Below are 17,733 nucleotides of genomic sequence, written 5' to 3' on the forward strand. Positions count from 1 at the left end.
TTTTCTTACTAAAGAAGCACCTATCTTTGGCAAACAACCTATTTAATATTCATAACAGGCCAACTACGAAAGAAAAGAAAGCCATAAATGTAAACCGATTAACGTAATAAAAAGGGTAGGAATTGTTAGGATGATACCTGTTTTAAAATAAGTTCCCCATGAAATTTTAACCCCTTTTTGTGACAAAACATGAAGCCATAGTAAAGTAGCTAATGAGCCAATTGGTGTAATCTTTGGTCCTAAATCAGAGCCAATTACATTGGCATAAATTAAACCTTCCTTAATAACTCCTGTTGCATTTGTATCAGCTATTGCTAATGCATCAATCAGAACAGTGGGCATATTGTTCATAATCGAAGATATAATAGCAGCCATAAATCCCATTCCTAGGGTCGCAATAAAAAGGCCCTGATCTGCCGCTGCCTGAATTACTGTAGAAAGCAGGTTTGTTAATCCAACATTGCGAAGTCCATAAATAACCACATACATTCCTATTGAAAAGAATACGATTGACCACGGTGCTCCTTTCATTACATCTTTAATCGATACTGCAGCACTTCTTCTGGCAAAAACAAGAAAAACAATAGCAATGATACCTACAATAAACGATACCGGAATAGCAAGAAATTCACTACCTACATACCCAGTAAGAAGAAATGCTAAAATTAACCACGAAATACGAAACATTTTTGGGTCTTTAATTGCTTCAATTGGAGCCTTTAAGTGGTTTAATTCATATACCTTTGGAAGGCTCTTACGAAAATAAAGGTATAGGACAAGAATGCTTGCTGCCAAGGAAAAGAGATTTGGAATAATCATTCTAGTCGCATATTCAACAAATCTAATTCCAAAGAAATCAGCAGAAACAATATTAACAAGATTACTAACTACTAAAGGTAAAGAAGTTGTATCAGCAATAAATCCACTTGCGATAATAAATGGAAAAACCATTTTTTCATCTAGCTTTAATGCTCGTACCATCGCTAATACAATTGGTGTTAAAATAAGTGCCGCCCCATCATTAGCAAATAGCGCCGCAACTATTGCACCTAATATAGAAACATAAATAAACATTTTGACTCCGTTTCCCTTAGCAACGCGAGCCATATGTAATGCTGCCCATTCAAAAAATCCAATTTCGTCTAGAACCAGCGAAATAATAATAATAGCAATAAATGCAAGTGTAGCATTCCAAACAATTCCTATTACATCCACTACATCATTAAAATCCACTACACCAATAAGTAACGCTAATATCGCCCCCCCACAAGCAGACCAGCCTATTGAAAGATTTTTCGGCTGTCAAATAACCAAAGTTAATGTTAATAAAAAGATAATGATTGCCAAAATGGTTTGTAGCAAAATCTGTCAACCTCCATAAGTTACATCAAATTTCATTAGAATATGCATAACGTATTTTAACATATAATTATATACTTATATGTTATCTATAAAAAGACAACATATCAATTCATTTATATTTATCAACTGTTACTCACAGGATATTCTTAACCCCTGTTTTTCTAACCAAATGAATTTTTCTTCTTGATTAGGAATGTATTTTAGTATGTCACTCACCATTGAAAAATATTTGTTTTGTTGGTCTAAGGAATAGATTACCCATTGACCTTTACGTTGTTCTTTAACCACTCCAGCATCTTTTAATTTTCTTAAATGTTGACTAATAGCAGGTTGAGACATGTTAATCACATCGACAAATTCACACACACAGCAGTCATGAATCATTAGCATACCTACCATTGATAAACGCGTCTTATCACCTAAAAGCTTTAAAACTATGGCTGCTCTATCTAATTCTAATTGTTCTGAAGACATTATTCCTCATCCATTTCCAATAATATTTATAAACATCATAAGGGGGGCAATTTAATTTTGCAAGCAATTATGAATAACTATTCTTACAAAACCACTCTTTTTTTCACAAACAATTTTGAAGTTTCCATTTTTCCTTCTCCTTCATACCCCTTTTCTATGATATAATACGAAACGTTATTGTAAAGAAAGAGGACAAGCAGATGAAACAAACTTATTCAATAAAACAAAAGTTATCTCAAATGATTATTATTTTATTGCCTATTCTTGTTACACAGGTTGGTATTTTTGCATTAAGCTTTTTTGATACGACAATGTCAGGGCATTATAGTCCCGTTGACTTAGCTGGAGTAGCAGTAGGAAGCTCCTTATGGACACCTATCTATACAGGACTTAGTGGCATACTACTCGCTTTGCCTCCCATTGTTTCGCAATTAATGGGAAAAAACGAACACAAAGGTGTACGTTTTTCTGTTATCCAGGCAGCATATCTTTCCTTTAGTATGGCTGTCTGCCTATTAATTATTGGTTATTTCTTCTTAGATCCTGTTTTAACTAGCATTGGATTAGAAAAGGATGTATATGAAGTTACTTACCATTACTTAGTTGCACTAAGCACTGGAATTATTCCCATTTTCTTATACTTTGTTCTTCGTTCCTTTATCGATTCACTTGGCCAAACCCAAATAACTATGTTTATCACTTTAATAGCAATACCAATTAATATTGTCTTAAATTATGCACTTATCAATGGAATTTGGATTTTCCCTGAACTAGGTGGTGTAGGTACTGGATACGCAACTAGTCTAACCTATTGGTTTATGTTCTTTATGGCTGTCTATATTGTTCATAAAAAACAGCCTTTTAGCTCCTTTCAGTTATTTGCTCATTTCTCGAGAATGTCTTGGTTAAAATGGAAAGAGATATTAACGATCGGGATTCCGATTGGCTTTTCTGTATTCTTTGAAACAAGTATATTTAGTGCTGTAACTATTCTAATGAGTAGTTACGATACGAATACAATTGCAGCACATCAGTCAGCCATTAACTTTGCTTCTCTCTTATATATGGTTCCCTTAAGCATCTCAACTGCGTTAACCATTATTGTCGGTTATGAAGTGGGAGCCAGACGCATGAAGGATGCAAAAATTTATAGTTGGTTAGGCGTCGTACTCGCTGTTATAATTGCTATTATAAGTGGGATCATTCTTTTAACGTTCCGAACAGACATTGCAGAAATTTATACAAAAGACTGGGAAGTACTCCACTTAACAGCTCATTTTCTAATTTATGCGATTTTCTTTCAACTTTCAGATGCCATCCAAGCACCGATTCAAGGAGCGTTACGAGGATATAAAGATGTAAATGTGACTCTCTTGATGAGCTTTATCTCCTATTGGGTGATTGGTCTACCGAGCGGATATCTTTTTGCTACCTATACAAACTTAGGGCCATTCGGTTATTGGATCGGACTTATCGTTGGTCTTGCAACCGGCGCCATATTCTTAACAAGTCGTTTAGTTCAAATTCAAAAGAAAAAGTTTAATTATAAACAAATTCACTCTTAAAAAACTGCGCCTCTGTAGCGCAGTTTTTTCATTGGCTCCTTTGAAATCACTTATATTTTTGATAACATATGATTCACCTTATCTTTAAGTATACATTTCTAAATCGATTGACCTCTGTTGCAAATCAAATTAGGCAAATACACACTTTTTGCATCCATGAATACAATGAAAAATAAGCATATATTTGTAAAGTGAGAAAGGATGAATTTCCAATGTTCCCTTGGAATTTATTCCCTTTTAATAAAGATGCAAAAAATAGAATGGATCAAATGAATCCACAGGATATTCAAAAGTATGTGCAGCAAATGATGGATAAACTAATGCCTGATTCTCTCCAAAAAATGGAACCAGATAAAATGTTCCAGAGTTTTTCTAAAGGAGAAAATTTTCGTAACGATAACATTAATCATTCCGAAAAATTTAACTATGTTGTTTTTGAAACCCATCATCATGTTTATGTAAGAATCCCTATTTTAGATAGCAACTGGTTAGAGCATCTTAAAATTTTTTATACATCCAATCAATTAATCATTCAACATATTCCTTCCTTTGAAGATAAACATACCATTACCCTGCCAGCGATTGTACGAAAAAAAGGCTCTGTTGCACTGTATAAGGATGATATTTTAGAAATAAGGATTCAAAAGAATATTGATATTCAATATTCTGAGATTGATGTGACAGAAATGAATTAACAAGAAGAGGAGATTTTCATGAGTTTTGATAACTTAAAAAAAATCTATCAATTTTCTGAGAATAGCCATAAGGAAGACTATTGGAAAGAAATGTTTGGGTCAACCAACAAAGATTGGATCACACATGAATCTACATCTATTAAAAACAGTGATGCCTTTCCCGCATGTGATTATTATTTAAATAAATCCCATTATTTTATCGAAATAGAATTACCAGGAATGAATGTGAATCAGTTATCCATTCACTTAAATAACCAAGTTCTACACATAGAGGGCTATTATCAAACATTTATTCCTAATTGTGCCTACCTTTTAAAAGAACGACAGAACAAACATTTTGCCAAAAATATTAAAATCCCTGCGGATATAAAGGAAAAGGATATTAAGAAGAAATATGAGAATGGGATTTTGCAGCTTTCTTTTCCACAGAAAGAAATGAAAAAGGAGGGAATATAATGATTCCCTCTCCCTTCTTGCACTTATTTAGCTTAAAACTGATATCATAGAAATAGTTTATCATAGCAATAAAATGGCTTGTCTTTTCCTTCAAAATAAGTTGCGCCAACTTTATTATATCCATTTTTCACAAATAAACTTTGTGCTTTATCATTTAATGAGTATGTATCCGTCTTTAAATAGAATATATCTTGTTCAATGGCATAAACCTCAGCAAAAGCTAATAAGTTACTGGCAATTCCACCTCCACGGATATCAGGGTCCACAACTAATCGATGAATAACCATATATTCCTTATTGGTATAGGTCCACTCTATTTCCTCATAGTTTTTACCGCCAATTTGATCGATCGTAATGGAACCAACCACTTTATCATCTATTATGGCAACAAAAAGATTATTATTTTCAATATCTACTTTGAAGCTAGTTTCATTTGGATATTTATGTGACCATTGATCATTTCCTTCTCCTTGCATGATAACTAAAGCTTTTTGTACGATTTCCATAATTACTGGCAAATCATCTATATGTCCTTGTCTAATTTCCACTTGTAATTTCTCCTATACAATAAATTCTTCTCTGATATCTCTATTAATTAGTGTGCTTTTTCTAAAAGTAGATATTCAGGAAAAATCATTATATAAATTTATCGACAAAAAAACCACTATTTTGATTAACAGAAGCTTATATTTCTATAATTTTAATTTTTTTGATAAAGTGAAACTTCCATCAGTGGGGGAAGTCTTACTGTCCGTTAAGAGTGGGATAAATAAAACTTTAGACCTATTCTAGTTTAAAAAAAATACAGCTTCATCAAAAATAAATTTCTGAGAAGCTGTATTTTATCTAATCTTTTTGTAAAACTAAAATCGAAGTTTATTTTCCGATAAATTGTTGTGTCCAGTAGTTTCCGTTTTCTACATATCCAACACCAATATGTGTAAATTTATTGCTTAAGATATTGGCACGATGGCCTTCACTATTCATCCATGCTTTCACTACTTCTTCTGGCGTTTTTTGACCTTTAGCAATATTTTCTCCTGCAGCTTTATACGATATACCAAATTGCTTCATCATATCGAATGGGCTTCCATATGTTGGACTTGTATGAGCAAAATAATTATTTGCACTCATATCTTGTGACTTCGCTTTTGCCACTTTGCTTAATCCAGTATCTAATGTAAGCGCAGGTAAGCCATTTTTAGCTCTTTCTTTGTTTGTTAATTCTACTACTTGTTTTTCATAAGCACTTACTGATGTTGCTGTTTTTGCAGAACTGTCTTTAGCCGAATCGGTTGTTGCATTATTTTGTGAAGTAGTCTTTTTAGGATTTGATTTACTTTGTTTATTTGTAGTGTCTTTTTGTTCTAGCGGACGATTTTCTACTTCCTTTTGTTTATTGTGCGTCTGTTGTTTTGCAACTTTTAGATCGTTCCATACTTTATCTATATCTACTTGATAATTAGTAGAAATATTGTTAAGGATTTTATTTAGTTGCTCTTCTGATAAATTATTAGATTGATAGATTATTTTTGCTTCTTGAGGTTGAATAGATGCTGCTTCTGCTTTATTTGCAAGCGGTGTTGCCAGCATTAATGTTGATGCTGCTGCTACTGAAAAAATTACATTTTTCTTTTTCATCGGTTATTTCCTCCTTGGTTATCCAAATCGAAAAATTAATAGATTTTGTTGTTTTCGACTTACAACAACATCATATCATACGATTTTTGTCATAATTTTGGATAAAAAATACAGATGAAAAATAATGTTGCGGAATAAATTAATAGATAAAAAGAAAATAGAATAGATTAATAGGTAGATCAACAAATATCTGTTGTTTATTTGGTTATAAATAAAGATGGATAAAAAAAACAATAATTGATTTTTTTTCTTCATCCTCCGTATTTTGGTCAAAAAAAATAGTTGACATATTTTTTTGACCAGCTCCAAAATAACATTAATGACAAAAGGTTTACAAAAATGTAGTGTTTATTACAAGTCACTAAACAGGAAAATTGCATAAAAAACGGCATAGTTGGAAAAATAAAAAGGATTAATATCTATAAAGAATGGAGTAATGATATGAATACACCGTATTGCTGCCCCAATTGCAAAACGAATCGCAGTCGCTTTAATATTATTCAGCAAGTCCCTCAATCGGTTAAGTTAGATCCGCAAACCGGTACTGTTGTAGAGGAATACACATCCGAGAATTTATCCTCATTTCATATGGGATATTCTGGTCCTGATTATCGCATTCAATGCGCTGCATGTGGATTGGTTGAAGAGGAAAAAACATTTATTAAATTTGGGGAAATGAAGGGATAATTTCTTTTCATTTCTAAACCTATTAAAAAAGCATCCCGTCTTCTTATAATAAAAAGTACGGGATGTCTTTTATTTGGACAACTATTCTAACAGAGGTTTCTCAACAATTACCTTCCATCCTTCTAACGGTGAACTCCTAATCAGTAATAGCTCTTTTCTTACTCTTCTAGATTTTTCGTTTTTCACATACACATTGCAATCGATTGAAAGGTTCACTTGCAACTCTTGCTCATAATCTTCGTGCTCTAACTCTTTCATGTCCATCATTTTTATATTCTCTATCATCGTTAGTTCAGAAGACCAATCTTGCTTCGTTGAAATAGATTGTAGTATCGTTGTATCCTGCTCTTTTATGCCAGCAATAAATGCTGTAGCTACATCATTGGGATTCAATTGCTCTAAATACTCCGTTAATTGCCCTGCTGCTTTATAAACCATTAATTTATGGGAAAAATCCATCTTATCTGTTTTATGAGTTGTGCTTCCTAAAAAGTGAACACAAAAATGACCAGTAAAATTATTTGCCAAAGCACCTGCACCATGTGGCATTCCATGCATGGATGCAGCATACCATTGATCCTCTACCATGATGAGGACCGCTCTCCGACGCCAGCTCCACTTACCCTCATAAATATCCTTCATTATCTTTGTATCTTCTGTAGTAAGCGGCTGTACGTCTGCATGCTGGCTTCCTGCTCTTCGCTGAACGTTGAACTGCTTACCTGTTTCAATGTCCATAATTGTAAACTTGCTGTATCTAGGAAGCCATTCATTAATCATATCCCATGACAATAACTGAATGTCAAAACTAATTGGCGAGGAAGTATTATCTCCTGTTGCTTTCACTATATGAGCGGAAGTTATGAAAGTACTACAAAATAGAAAAAGTAGAATTTGTTTATACACTGAGAACCACCTTCATTATAATTTTTCAATAATGAAAGTTTGCCCCATTTTCTCCTCTGTACTCTCGTGCACTTCGCATCACTAATAATTACCAATTAATGACACTATCGGTCATTTGCTTGTACTAGCTACTATATATCCTAAATCTTATAAGAGGTTCAATTCATTCTCTACTTTTTTCCAATCGATATTTTCACCAATAAACACCATATTTAATGGCATATTCATTTCCTCTTGCATAAATAAAGGCATTCCGTATGAGTACTGAAACAAATCTGGATATTTGGCTTGATGAAATTTAACATAGCCCTTAATACGGTAAATTGTATTAGGAAGCTCTCTTAAAAAGGATTCAAATTGATCTGCTGCAATACTCTTTTTAAAGGTATATACAAACGTACTTAAATGTAAGGCATGAACCGATGTCTTGGTAATGCCACTATATATATGACTTTCCATTTCCAGTAATTTTTCAAAAGGGAATTTAGAATAAGTTGTTAACACGGTAAATGCATGTGAGCAAATCGATTGCAGTTCAAACGTAATTTTTGCTTTTTCTGCTTCTGTTAATTGGTCTTCTTTATTAACGATTATTAAACTTGCATGTCTAGCTTGTTCCATAATAAGTTGCTGAATTGGGGCACTTAATGTAGATCGTTCAAGCCATTGTCTTCCATTTATCACTGTTATTATCCCTTTGAATCGAAGCTGATCTGCAAAAATTGGAGATAGGATACCATCTATTGTTTCTACTGGATGTGCAGCTCCAGTTGTTTCAAAATAAATAACATCAGGTTTTTCTTGCACCAATAATGTCTGAATTTGCGCTTCGACTTCATCTTGGATTGTGCAGCACACACATCCTCCCAGTAATTCTTTTAACGGAATATCTCCATCGATTTCATTGGAATCAATGGAGATTTTTCCTAATTCATTCATCAAGACAGCTACTTTGCGACCAAGCGCTTTCTCTTTTTTAAGTATTTCTTTTAACAATGTCGTCTTTCCACTTCCTAAAAATCCAGAAAGTACATATATATCTGTCTGTTTCATTTTATAAACTTCCTTTTATTATTTTTATAAGAAAGAAAAAGAGGATGACAATAATGTGTCACCCTTTTCTGGTTTAATTTAACCCTTATTTTTTCATTTCCTCTTTTAATACTTCTACTGCCTTTTTCATTTGTGTATCTGATTTTTGAATTTTTTCACGGAGTTTATTCATTAATTCGGTGGTTGTCTCACCCGTAATAACTCCATCTTCCTTTAATTTTTCTTTCTTTTGAAACTCTTTCGTAACATTTTCTGTGCTTTCATCAAAGTAGCCATTCGTATTGTCTATGTCATAGCCTAAAGCTTTTAACATTTCTTGTGCGATTTTGACTTCCTCTGAATTACTGCCTATTTTTAATTTGCTTTCTGGGTTAATCATTGTAAGACTTGCATAGCTTGGAAGCTCTACTTTATGTGTTGGCTCAATTCCTTTTTCATGGATCCAGCTACCATTCGGTGTTAACCATTTATCAACCGTAAACTTGATATTGCTACCATCTGTAAAGCTTTTCGCTTGCTGTACTGTTCCTTTTCCAAATGATTTCACTCCAACTAATGGTACATCAGCAGATTGATTTACAGCACCTGCTAAAATTTCAGAAGCGCTTGCGCTACCTCCATCAATTAGAACGACAAGTGGAATATCCATATTACTACTATTTTGTGAAGTAACTTTTTCGACTGTACCGTTTTTATGTTCAATTTGATAGATAACTTCCCCATCTGGAACAAAAAGCCCTGCAATTTTTTTGACTTCTTCTAAAAGACCTCCAGGATTATGCCTTAAATCAAGGACAATTCCTTTCATACCATCTTCTTGATATTTATTTAAAATGTCAACTAGCTCCGATGCAGTATGCTCCGAGAAGCTGGTAATCTGGATTTTAGCAATTTTATCTTTATCCATTTCCCCATAAACCGTCTCAATTGGAATTGTATCTCTTGTAATCGTGATTTTTAATGGTTCACTTGCACCTGATCGTTCAATTTCCAATTCTACTTTTGTTCCCTTTTCACCGCGGATTAATAGAACTGCTTCTGATGAGCTCATTCCTTGAAGAGACTTTCCATCCACCGTAAGAATTTTATCATTCGGCTTAATCCCTGCTTTTTCAGCTGGAGAACCTTTAATAGGAGATACTACAACTATACTATCATTTAACTGTTGTATTTCAGCTCCTATCCCTTCAAAAGAGGAGGAAATACTTTGTTGAAAGCTTGCTGCTTCTTCTTCATTCATATAATCTGAATAAGGATCATCCAAAGCTGTAAACATACCATCAATAGCTCCATTAACGAGATCGTCTGAACTTAAATCTTTATAGTAGCTGTCCATTAATGTGTCATAGGCAGTATATAATTTATTAAATTCATCTCTTTGATTGTTTACTGTTACAGCAGGCTCATCCCCAAAGGAAAAGGCAATCGTCGTAATTCCAGCAGCTGCAATTACAACTACAAATAAAAGCATTACAAAATAAAACTTTTTTATTTTAAAATACCCTTGTTCATTTTCCTGTTCTTGTTCTATTTCCTTTTCCGTATTATTTTGTTCGTTATCCAAATGTTTCACCACTTTCGTTAACAAGAGAGTTATAAATTATGTATAAAGATAGAATACCATGTTTAATTTTATTTAATCAAATGTAAGGAAGCTCCATTTTAATAAAGTGAAACTTCCATCAGTGGGGGTTTTCCCCTCATCCCCCACTGATACCAATCGTACCTTTACGGACAGTTGATCTCCCACCTATCTTCCTCGTATTCTCATAAAAAAAGAGGGGGAGAGTCTTACTGTCCGTTAAGAGTGGGATAAAGCAGAAAGGAAATATATATTTCTTTCCTGCTTACTTTTTATATTTTTCGAACAACCTTAAAGTATTCTTCTAGCGTCCAGTCATTTTCAAAAATATCTTTTGCAGATTTTTTCCCAACATATCGAAAATGCCATGGTTCAAATTTATACTGTGTAATGTTTTCTTTTCCCTTAGGATAACGGAGTATAAAGCCATATAGATGAGCATTTTCCTTTAACCATTTACCTTCTTTTGTCTCTCCGAATTCTTCCGTTAGAAGGAACTCAGCACTTTGACTGGATATATCCATGGCAAGACCTGTTTGATGTTCACTATTACCAGGATATGCAACTGCCTGCACAGCCTTCTCTTCTCCAACACGATCTACTTCTGCTCCAAATAGTTCTGTCTGGCGATCAAAGGAGCGATATCCTGAAACTGCATAAAGCGTTACGCCGCTTTTCTTTGCACCATTAAACATTTCTTCCAATGCCTTAGCTGCTTCTTGCCTCATATAGCTCTTTTCAATATCCTGATTACCAAAAGAAAATTCTACATTTGGCCGTACTAAATCTTCTGGTGTATATCCATCTGGCAAACCGAATTCTTTATTGACAAGAGATACAATATTTGTTGGGTTTTGAATAATATTTCTTCCATCTACTACTTTAATTTCATTAAAAAAGACAGATTCTAATGTCCAAGGATACTCTTCTTCCTCTGGCACATCTTCGGAAGTATTTTGCTCCTCTTCCTTCCCCTGGTCTTCTGTGTTAACTGATGTTTCACTATCTTGCTCATCTGCTTTCTTGTCCCAAAAAGAAATTTTCTCTTTTATTGATGTTAAATCTACTCTTTCACATCCCGTTAACATAGCTAATGCTAATGCTAGAGAAGAGATTGCTACTGATTTTTTCATTTAATTCACCTTACATATCGTTAAATTTTCTTCTTGCACATGATTTGATAAAGGTATGCAAAAAGCATACCTTTATCTGTTAACAATTATTTAATTGCCGCTTCTAAAGCCACTTCTATCATCTCGTTAAATGTTGTTTGTCTTTCCTGTGCAGTTGTTTCTTCGCCTGTTAAAATATGATCGCTTACTGTTAAAACAGATAGTGCTTTACGATCGAATTTAGCAGCGATTGTATAAAGTGCTGCTGTTTCCATTTCTATCGCTAGAATTTGGTATTTAGCCCACTTTTCTAACTCCGAATTATCATTATAAAACATATCCGCTGTAAAGACATTTCCTACTTTTAAGGATAGTCCTTTTTCAAGTCCGCTATCATACGCTCTTTTTAATAATTCAAAATCAGCTGTTGGCGCATAATCAACACCGCCGAATGTTAATCGATTCATTTGGGAATCAGTTGATGCACTCATAGCAAGGATTACATCTCTTACTTTTACATCCTTTTGAATAGCACCGCAAGTACCAACACGAATTAAATTTTGAACATTATAGCTACTAATTAGTTCATTAATATAAATTGAAATAGATGGTACACCCATGCCTGTCCCTTGTACACTAATTCTTTGCCCTTTATATGTTCCAGTATAACCAAACATATTGCGGACTTCATTATAGCATGTTGCATTTTCCAAGAAATTTTCCGCAATGTATTTGGCTCTTAACGGATCTCCTGGAAGTAAGACTGTTTCTGCAATTTCGTGTTCTTTTGCACCAATATGTACACTCATTTTATTTCCTCCAATTAATACTTCATTACTTATTTAAATCCAAATTTTTCTACTTATGAAAACTTCACTATTTGTACTATATCATATTCTAATATGCTGTAAAACATATTTAATTTTAGGATAACATTTTTTTAGAGGGTTATACTATATTTAGTTTTCCTCTAGCTTTGAGGCAAAACAATCTTAATATGGAACAAATGATTGGAGGGGGATTATTATGGGAAAAAAACATCGAAATCGAATCAATTCTCCAAAGAAAAATAATCATATTCCAAAAGAGGCTATTATCGCAGAACACGAAGCACATGGTAAAGAGTATTCTGCAACTAGAAGAAAAAGGTAACAAAAGCTTCCATCAGTGGGATTTTTCATCTCCCACTGATGGTTAGCTGCACTTATCAGATCTTTACGGGAGAGTTTCCCCCCTCGCTTCCTCCATTCTCCGAAGCTAAAGGTAAGGCTTACCGCCCTTTAAGAGTGGGATAATCTGAAATAAAAACAGGTGGGAAGTTTATTCCTATTGATTAACACGATGGTTTAAGAAAAATTTTGATTTTCTACACACCTTTATGTTGCGACATTTTTACAATAAAAAAATAGCAAGGATTTCTCCTTACCATTCTTATTTTCTATTCATCAATTTCTTCATCAATAATGCATTTGTCCAATAAATATTCAAATGTAATGTCAGCCAATTCTTCAATTTCACCTTCAGTGGGAACGAATCCCCTTTTTAATAGCTCACGAAAGAAAAACTCTGCTATTTCTTCTGTATCAATAATCACGTCGATTTCTTTCAAGCTTATCGCCCCCTTTTTAAAGAATATATGTGACATTTTAAAAATAATGCTTTCTTAAAAAAATTATCTGATAAAACAGACTTTTTTTCAAGTGAAATAATAGGAACTAATTCAAAAATATTCTTTTTATAAATTAGACCACTAGTGTTGCATAAATAGTGTCATAATTTTCAGTTTACTCACCTTCCCTGTTTAGAGGCAAAAAAGTAAATACCCAATCAAAGGTGGCCCCATCCATTTGGAAATTTATTTACAATTAGACTTTTGCAACGACGACAATTTGCATATTTAAGGGATGGCTTTTCCTTCAATCTTTCGAAGCCAAACATTCGCTGGTTTCCACAATGCAGCCCTTAGATAACGGCTAATCTGTAAGGTTTTTCGCTTGCTTCTGGTCTCGATTTGCACGAGAACATGTAGGCAAAAAACAATTAGTGCGATAAATACTTGATTTTGAATCGCCCATTCGCTTTGACCGTAGAACTTTTTGATGCTGAGATGTTGTTTGATCCATTTAAAAAACAGCTCAATTGCCCACCGTGATTTATACATTTCTGAAATTTCTTCGGCGCTTAAATCAAAACGATTTGTAATTAAATGAAGTTCATTTCCTTTTGAGTCCATCACTTTTAGAAGCCGAAAGTAATTTTCAGCACGGTTTTGAGTCGTACCTATAAACACCATTTGGTCTGATAAAACAGCTGTATCCTTGGGTAGCTTAAAATCGTAAACGTTCCGTATGACTGCATTTTTGCGTAGCCGTGAAAGAAAGAAGTAGCCATCATCAGTCATGCGATCAAAGCGCTCGTAGTCTAGATAACCACGGTCAAACACATACATGCATTCCTTGTCATCCACCATGATTTCAAGCTGACCACGGTCATGTTCTTTTGCCGTTGTCATAACGGCCTTTTCAGGATAGGATATACCCTTTTCCATAAACACAAGGCGCAAATGTAACTTTACACCTGCTTTTGTTTTGCGGAATTTAGCCCATTTATGATTGGTCAAATTAAGTGGCAATGTGCTTGAATCAATGATTTTTAACGGCATCACGAGTTTCGTGTAATGCGTTTTGGCATGAATTTGTGACACTAAATCAAGGAAAAGCCTTTGAAATAGATCAGGGTTTATGCCGTTTAACCGCCGTGACAACTGAGAAATACTAATAGAATCAAGGTCTATCCCTTTTTGAAGCTGGTCATCGAAAAGACAATCACCCAGCGCATGCAGACTTTCAATTTCTTGTAGCTGCGCAAAAAGTAGTAATTTTAGAAATGACTCTGTCGTTAATTTTTTCGTATAGTAATCTAATTTCATCGTTTTCACGTTTTCTTCAAATAATTGAAGATTTATAGGTGAAAACCATTGTCCAAATGAAGTTTTTCGTGTAATCTTGTCCATGTGATGGTCCTTTTTTAGTGGATTTGGACGGGTTACCACCTGACTAATCCATTATAAAGGACTTTTTCTTTGCGCAAAATAATAATATTGAACATTTTGAGTATTTTTAATAGTGAATTTAAATTAATGCAACACTAGTGAAATTAGACATGTTTATGAAAGCTGAAACATATAGATTTACTATAAAAAAAGGGAGGCACTATTAATGAATAAAATCCAATACCTAGTCGAAGATATAAAAGTAGATTTAAACGAAGAAGACAGTCAAATTCTTGCTATTTTTCATTCCCTTTTAAAGAAATTATTTTCTCTTCTGATAATTAGTAGTGTTCCAATGTTTATTTATCTCTTATTCTAGATTTTTGTGTTATTGTCTTTATCCGTTTTTTTGCTTACTTGTTTCAATTTTCGGAGGGTTAACTTCATTACTTGTTCATACTCTGGATCTTTAAATAAAGAATATAAAATACTGTAATCATTATAGATATCTAACAATCCGTCAATTAGCTCTTTCTTTTCCTTCGTTCTTTCTAACAATTCCTTTTCAGTCTTGTGGAAAGAACTATTTGTTTTTTTTAAGTCGATAGACTTTTGTTTTTTATCCATTATATATAATAAACCTAATTTTTGTATAAATGAATCCGCACTATCCGCATCTGCCACCAAGGTTAATTCATCTTCCGCTGCCTCTAGCCATTCTCCATCACTAACTCTAGAAAGCTCGTAAATTACATCTTCCCATGCATCTGTTTTATATCTCCAAATTTCTGTTCGGAATCCCATAATCTTAAAAAGATTGGATCCATATCCTTTCACTTTTACTAAATCGCCAATAAAGAAGCGATATTCGATATCTATTTTCTCTGAATCCATTATTTCACCATCATACTCAGAAAGCATTTGTAAACTGGATTCTAAATATAACCCTTCACTTTTATTCACTTCATATACATGCATATTATCTAAATACTTCACATCTGTAATTTTGCCAACTGTTCCATAAATAGTGATAACTACTGTATCACCAATTTTAAATTTAGGTTTTTTACGATTCGCCATAATTACTAATCCTCTCTAAACAAGATTGGGTGGCATTGCCAACTTATGCGGTTTTCCCCCCACACCTTGAATAGAACATTTGATCAATGAAGATGGGGGATCTTAAAGGAATATAAACCTATCTTCAGTTACCATTTAATTTTCATCCTTTTTGTTCATTAGACTTTCACATTCATTTGTTACTACCATCATATGCAATACTCTAATATTCGCTCATAATAAATTCCTTTCTTCCTGAATCAAACGATTTAAAGACACTTCAAACTGTTTATTCATTATATGTCTATCTATACATAGGAAGAATACATTTGTGCTTATAAGTACAAGCAATAGCTCTTCCTTTTTTTCTTTCCAATTACAGGACCTTTAGATAAATTCGGCAGCAGTTTAAAAACATCTCCATTTGCATAAAAAAACATCCAAACAATTTCTTGCTGGATGTCATCAATAACTATAATTTTTCTTTTCTTCTTGAAATAGATATTGTTCCCAAGCCTCATCAAAAACACGCATACTTTGCAAATAGTGACCATTTAATTCTAAATATTCACTGATCTCATCATAGTCAAAACTATTCTTTGGAAAATCATGATCAAGATAAGCTTCATTTGCAAATTCACTAATTTGATCATTTGGTTCAGGATGTCGAAACTTCATTAAAAAATGATAAAAGGATTTAGTCATGCTCTCACCTTCCTTGATCAATTGATATAACGTATACTATACATAAATGAAAATAATGGTGCAAGTGATTTACCTAATTTGAAACAAGCACATATTGATCAGGATATCTTATTGTCTATCAATCACTGTCTTCTGTTATTAAACACCAGTAAATTACTGCTTACCTTGTCCTTTAAAAGGGTAATTTAATCGTAATAGTACTGTGTTTTCTTTAAAAAGGAGGAAAAATTAAAAAGCAATATGAAAAAGGGATTAAAATACATTATTTACTCGCTTATTTTTATCGTTATTATAAGTATGTTTTATTTATTAATTGATTCGAAACAACCGGAAAGAAATGTCTATAAAAAAATTGCTGATGGAAAACAGGTCAACTATTTAATTGTCGGTGATAGTATAGGTCGTAGCTCAGGAGCTAGCAATAACCATAGAAAATGGTTTCAACTTGTAGAGAGAAGTTTAACAAAAAAATACGGAGGATCTTTTAAAAGACATTTAGTTGTACAAAGTGGCGCTACAGCATTTGAAGGCTTATATAAATTGAAAAATAGCTTATCTAAAGATGTTGATTTAGTATTCATTGTGTTTGGAGAAAATGATCGAAAATATATGGACGATAAGCAATTTTACTTCTTTTATCAATCTTTATTAGAAGAAATCGTCATCCGTCATCCGCATGCAGAATTAGTGACAATTACGGAAAGTAGTCTAGATAACGAGGATTTTGTTCACATAATTAAACAATTATCAAAAGAATTTTATGCTACCAATATCGATATGAGAATTCCTTTTCGAAACTCTGGTCTATCCACTGAACGTTTAACAAATGATCTGGTACATCCAAATGATTATGGTTACTATTTATATGCACAAGCAGTTGTTGATACAATGAACAAAGCAATTCGGGAGAAAAAAACCGTTCTCACTTCCACTATTCCAGTTAAAGAAGTATCTAGTCTAGAAATGAATACTCTTCATCCATTTCATTCAATTGATCCTTCTTTTAAAAACGAAGCAGGCTTTTATACATCGAATAAAATTGGCGCTGATATTGAATATCATTTTTCCGGATCTTTTTTAGGAGTGAACGTAATTAGAAGTGAAAAAGGTGGCATGATAGATGTTTTTGTAGATGATAACTATGTGACAACTATATCCACATGGTGGCCGTTTAAGAAAGAAAGATCCTTATATGTCACGAGTGGATTAACCGATCGGAATCATACAGTTACCTTTCAATTATCTGCAAATAAATCAAGGTATAACATAACAGATCAACAACTAGTTCAAATTTCTTCTATTATTACTAATTAACATGATCTTTTGAGAAAAAGCATTTTCAACCAAATAACCCCAAACAATTATACGTACATGCTAAGAAAAGTTCGTATAATTGTTTGGGGTTTTATTCATTTTAAAAGGAAGGTTTGTGGTGATCACCCGC

19 protein-coding genes and 1 pseudogene are annotated in these 17,733 nt (G+C 33.3%); 7 read left to right on the plus strand and 13 right to left on the minus strand.

All coding sequences use genetic code 11. From position 1 onward, the window contains the following. Positions 1-63: 63 nt before the first annotated feature. Both NKG37_RS21605 and NKG37_RS21610 read right to left on the minus strand, forming a co-directional pair. A pseudogene (locus NKG37_RS21605) lies at positions 64-1,362 on the minus strand (arsenic transporter). Between the two features lie 129 nt (positions 1,363-1,491). Further along, positions 1,492-1,836, minus strand: a complete 345-nt coding sequence (locus tag NKG37_RS21610; RefSeq protein WP_169188722.1) for an ArsR/SmtB family transcription factor — start codon at positions 1,834-1,836, stop codon at positions 1,492-1,494. A 200-nt stretch (positions 1,837-2,036) separates the two neighbouring features. Here NKG37_RS21610 and NKG37_RS21615 point away from each other — a divergent pair, with 200 nt between their 5' ends. The 3 genes from NKG37_RS21615 to NKG37_RS21625 all read left to right on the plus strand — a co-directional run bounded on the left by NKG37_RS21615 (position 2,037) and on the right by NKG37_RS21625 (position 4,552). Next, on the plus strand, positions 2,037-3,401 hold the full coding sequence (locus NKG37_RS21615; RefSeq protein WP_169188723.1) for an MATE family efflux transporter: 1,365 nt from the start codon (positions 2,037-2,039) through the stop codon (positions 3,399-3,401). A gap of 212 nt (positions 3,402-3,613) precedes the next feature. Next, entirely contained in the window at positions 3,614-4,096 is a 483-nt protein-coding gene (locus NKG37_RS21620) for an Hsp20/alpha crystallin family protein (RefSeq protein ID WP_016203944.1), read from the plus strand. A gap of 18 nt (positions 4,097-4,114) precedes the next feature. Next, the gene (locus NKG37_RS21625) at positions 4,115-4,552 is read left to right on the plus strand and encodes an Hsp20/alpha crystallin family protein (protein ID WP_101731018.1); all 438 of its coding nucleotides are present in this window, start codon (positions 4,115-4,117) and stop codon (positions 4,550-4,552) included. Between the two features lie 44 nt (positions 4,553-4,596). Here the strand turns inward: NKG37_RS21625 and NKG37_RS21630 are convergent, their stop codons facing one another. Both NKG37_RS21630 and NKG37_RS21635 read right to left on the minus strand, forming a co-directional pair. Beyond that, positions 4,597-5,100, minus strand: coding sequence for a GNAT family N-acetyltransferase (locus NKG37_RS21630; protein ID WP_016203946.1), 504 nt, complete (start codon positions 5,098-5,100; stop codon positions 4,597-4,599). Between the two features lie 328 nt (positions 5,101-5,428). Next, positions 5,429-6,193, minus strand: coding sequence for a CAP domain-containing protein (locus NKG37_RS21635; protein WP_016203947.1), 765 nt, complete (start codon positions 6,191-6,193; stop codon positions 5,429-5,431). A 441-nt stretch (positions 6,194-6,634) separates the two neighbouring features. On the opposite strand from NKG37_RS21635, the gene NKG37_RS21640 reads away from it, so the two are divergent. Then, positions 6,635-6,880 carry a DNA alkylation repair protein gene (locus NKG37_RS21640; RefSeq protein ID WP_254415331.1) on the plus strand — a complete coding sequence of 82 codons (246 nt, stop codon included), beginning with the start codon at positions 6,635-6,637 and terminating at the stop codon, positions 6,878-6,880. An 81-nt stretch (positions 6,881-6,961) separates the two neighbouring features. Here NKG37_RS21640 and NKG37_RS21645 read toward each other — a convergent pair whose 3' ends face one another. The 5 genes from NKG37_RS21645 to deoD form a co-directional block, all read right to left on the minus strand. Continuing rightward, positions 6,962-7,786, minus strand: a complete 825-nt coding sequence (locus NKG37_RS21645; protein WP_254415332.1) for a hypothetical protein — start codon at positions 7,784-7,786, stop codon at positions 6,962-6,964. A gap of 147 nt (positions 7,787-7,933) precedes the next feature. Continuing rightward, positions 7,934-8,839, minus strand: a complete 906-nt coding sequence (locus NKG37_RS21650; RefSeq protein ID WP_016203950.1) for a CobW family GTP-binding protein — start codon at positions 8,837-8,839, stop codon at positions 7,934-7,936. An 85-nt stretch (positions 8,840-8,924) separates the two neighbouring features. Then, a complete protein-coding gene (locus tag NKG37_RS21655) occupies positions 8,925-10,403 on the minus strand; it encodes a lmo1851 family serine protease (protein WP_302183198.1) in 1,479 nt (492 codons plus the stop codon). A gap of 290 nt (positions 10,404-10,693) precedes the next feature. Further along, positions 10,694-11,554 (minus strand): M15 family metallopeptidase, encoded by an 861-nt coding sequence (locus NKG37_RS21660; RefSeq protein ID WP_101731013.1) that lies wholly within the window; start codon positions 11,552-11,554, stop codon positions 10,694-10,696. 86 nt (positions 11,555-11,640) lie between these two features. Continuing rightward, positions 11,641-12,342, minus strand: a complete 702-nt coding sequence (deoD, locus tag NKG37_RS21665) for a purine-nucleoside phosphorylase (RefSeq protein WP_016203952.1) — start codon at positions 12,340-12,342, stop codon at positions 11,641-11,643. A gap of 217 nt (positions 12,343-12,559) precedes the next feature. On the opposite strand from deoD, the gene NKG37_RS26200 reads away from it, so the two are divergent. Further along, entirely contained in the window at positions 12,560-12,685 is a 126-nt protein-coding gene (locus tag NKG37_RS26200) for a hypothetical protein (protein WP_169188727.1), read from the plus strand. Positions 12,686-12,971: 286 nt separating this feature from the next. Here NKG37_RS26200 and NKG37_RS21670 read toward each other — a convergent pair whose 3' ends face one another. Together NKG37_RS21670 and NKG37_RS21675 are read right to left on the minus strand one after the other, a co-directional pair. Further along, positions 12,972-13,142, minus strand: a complete 171-nt coding sequence (locus NKG37_RS21670) for a YozD family protein (RefSeq protein WP_016203954.1) — start codon at positions 13,140-13,142, stop codon at positions 12,972-12,974. 288 nt (positions 13,143-13,430) lie between these two features. Continuing rightward, a complete protein-coding gene (locus NKG37_RS21675; protein WP_254415333.1) occupies positions 13,431-14,546 on the minus strand; it encodes an IS4 family transposase in 1,116 nt (371 codons plus the stop codon). A 205-nt stretch (positions 14,547-14,751) separates the two neighbouring features. Between NKG37_RS21675 and NKG37_RS21680 the strand changes: the two genes are divergently transcribed. Next, the gene (locus NKG37_RS21680; RefSeq protein ID WP_156827827.1) at positions 14,752-14,904 is read left to right on the plus strand and encodes a hypothetical protein; all 153 of its coding nucleotides are present in this window, start codon (positions 14,752-14,754) and stop codon (positions 14,902-14,904) included. Here the strand turns inward: NKG37_RS21680 and NKG37_RS21685 are convergent. Further along, positions 14,901-15,605, minus strand: a complete 705-nt coding sequence (locus tag NKG37_RS21685) for a hypothetical protein (RefSeq protein WP_016203956.1) — start codon at positions 15,603-15,605, stop codon at positions 14,901-14,903. The two genes, NKG37_RS21680 and NKG37_RS21685, sit on opposite strands and share 4 nt — an antisense overlap. Positions 15,606-16,049: 444 nt before the next feature. Next, positions 16,050-16,289, minus strand: coding sequence for a YozE family protein (locus NKG37_RS21690; RefSeq protein WP_101731012.1), 240 nt, complete (start codon positions 16,287-16,289; stop codon positions 16,050-16,052). Positions 16,290-16,529: 240 nt separating this feature from the next. Here NKG37_RS21690 and NKG37_RS21695 point away from each other — a divergent pair, with 240 nt between their 5' ends. Beyond that, positions 16,530-17,603, plus strand: coding sequence for an SGNH/GDSL hydrolase family protein (locus NKG37_RS21695; RefSeq protein ID WP_101731011.1), 1,074 nt, complete (start codon positions 16,530-16,532; stop codon positions 17,601-17,603). Positions 17,604-17,733: the final 130 nt, after the last annotated feature.

It is taken from the genome of Niallia sp. RD1 (assembly GCF_024219955.1).
Classification (GTDB): Bacteria; Bacillota; Bacilli; order Bacillales; family Cytobacillaceae; genus Niallia; species Niallia alba.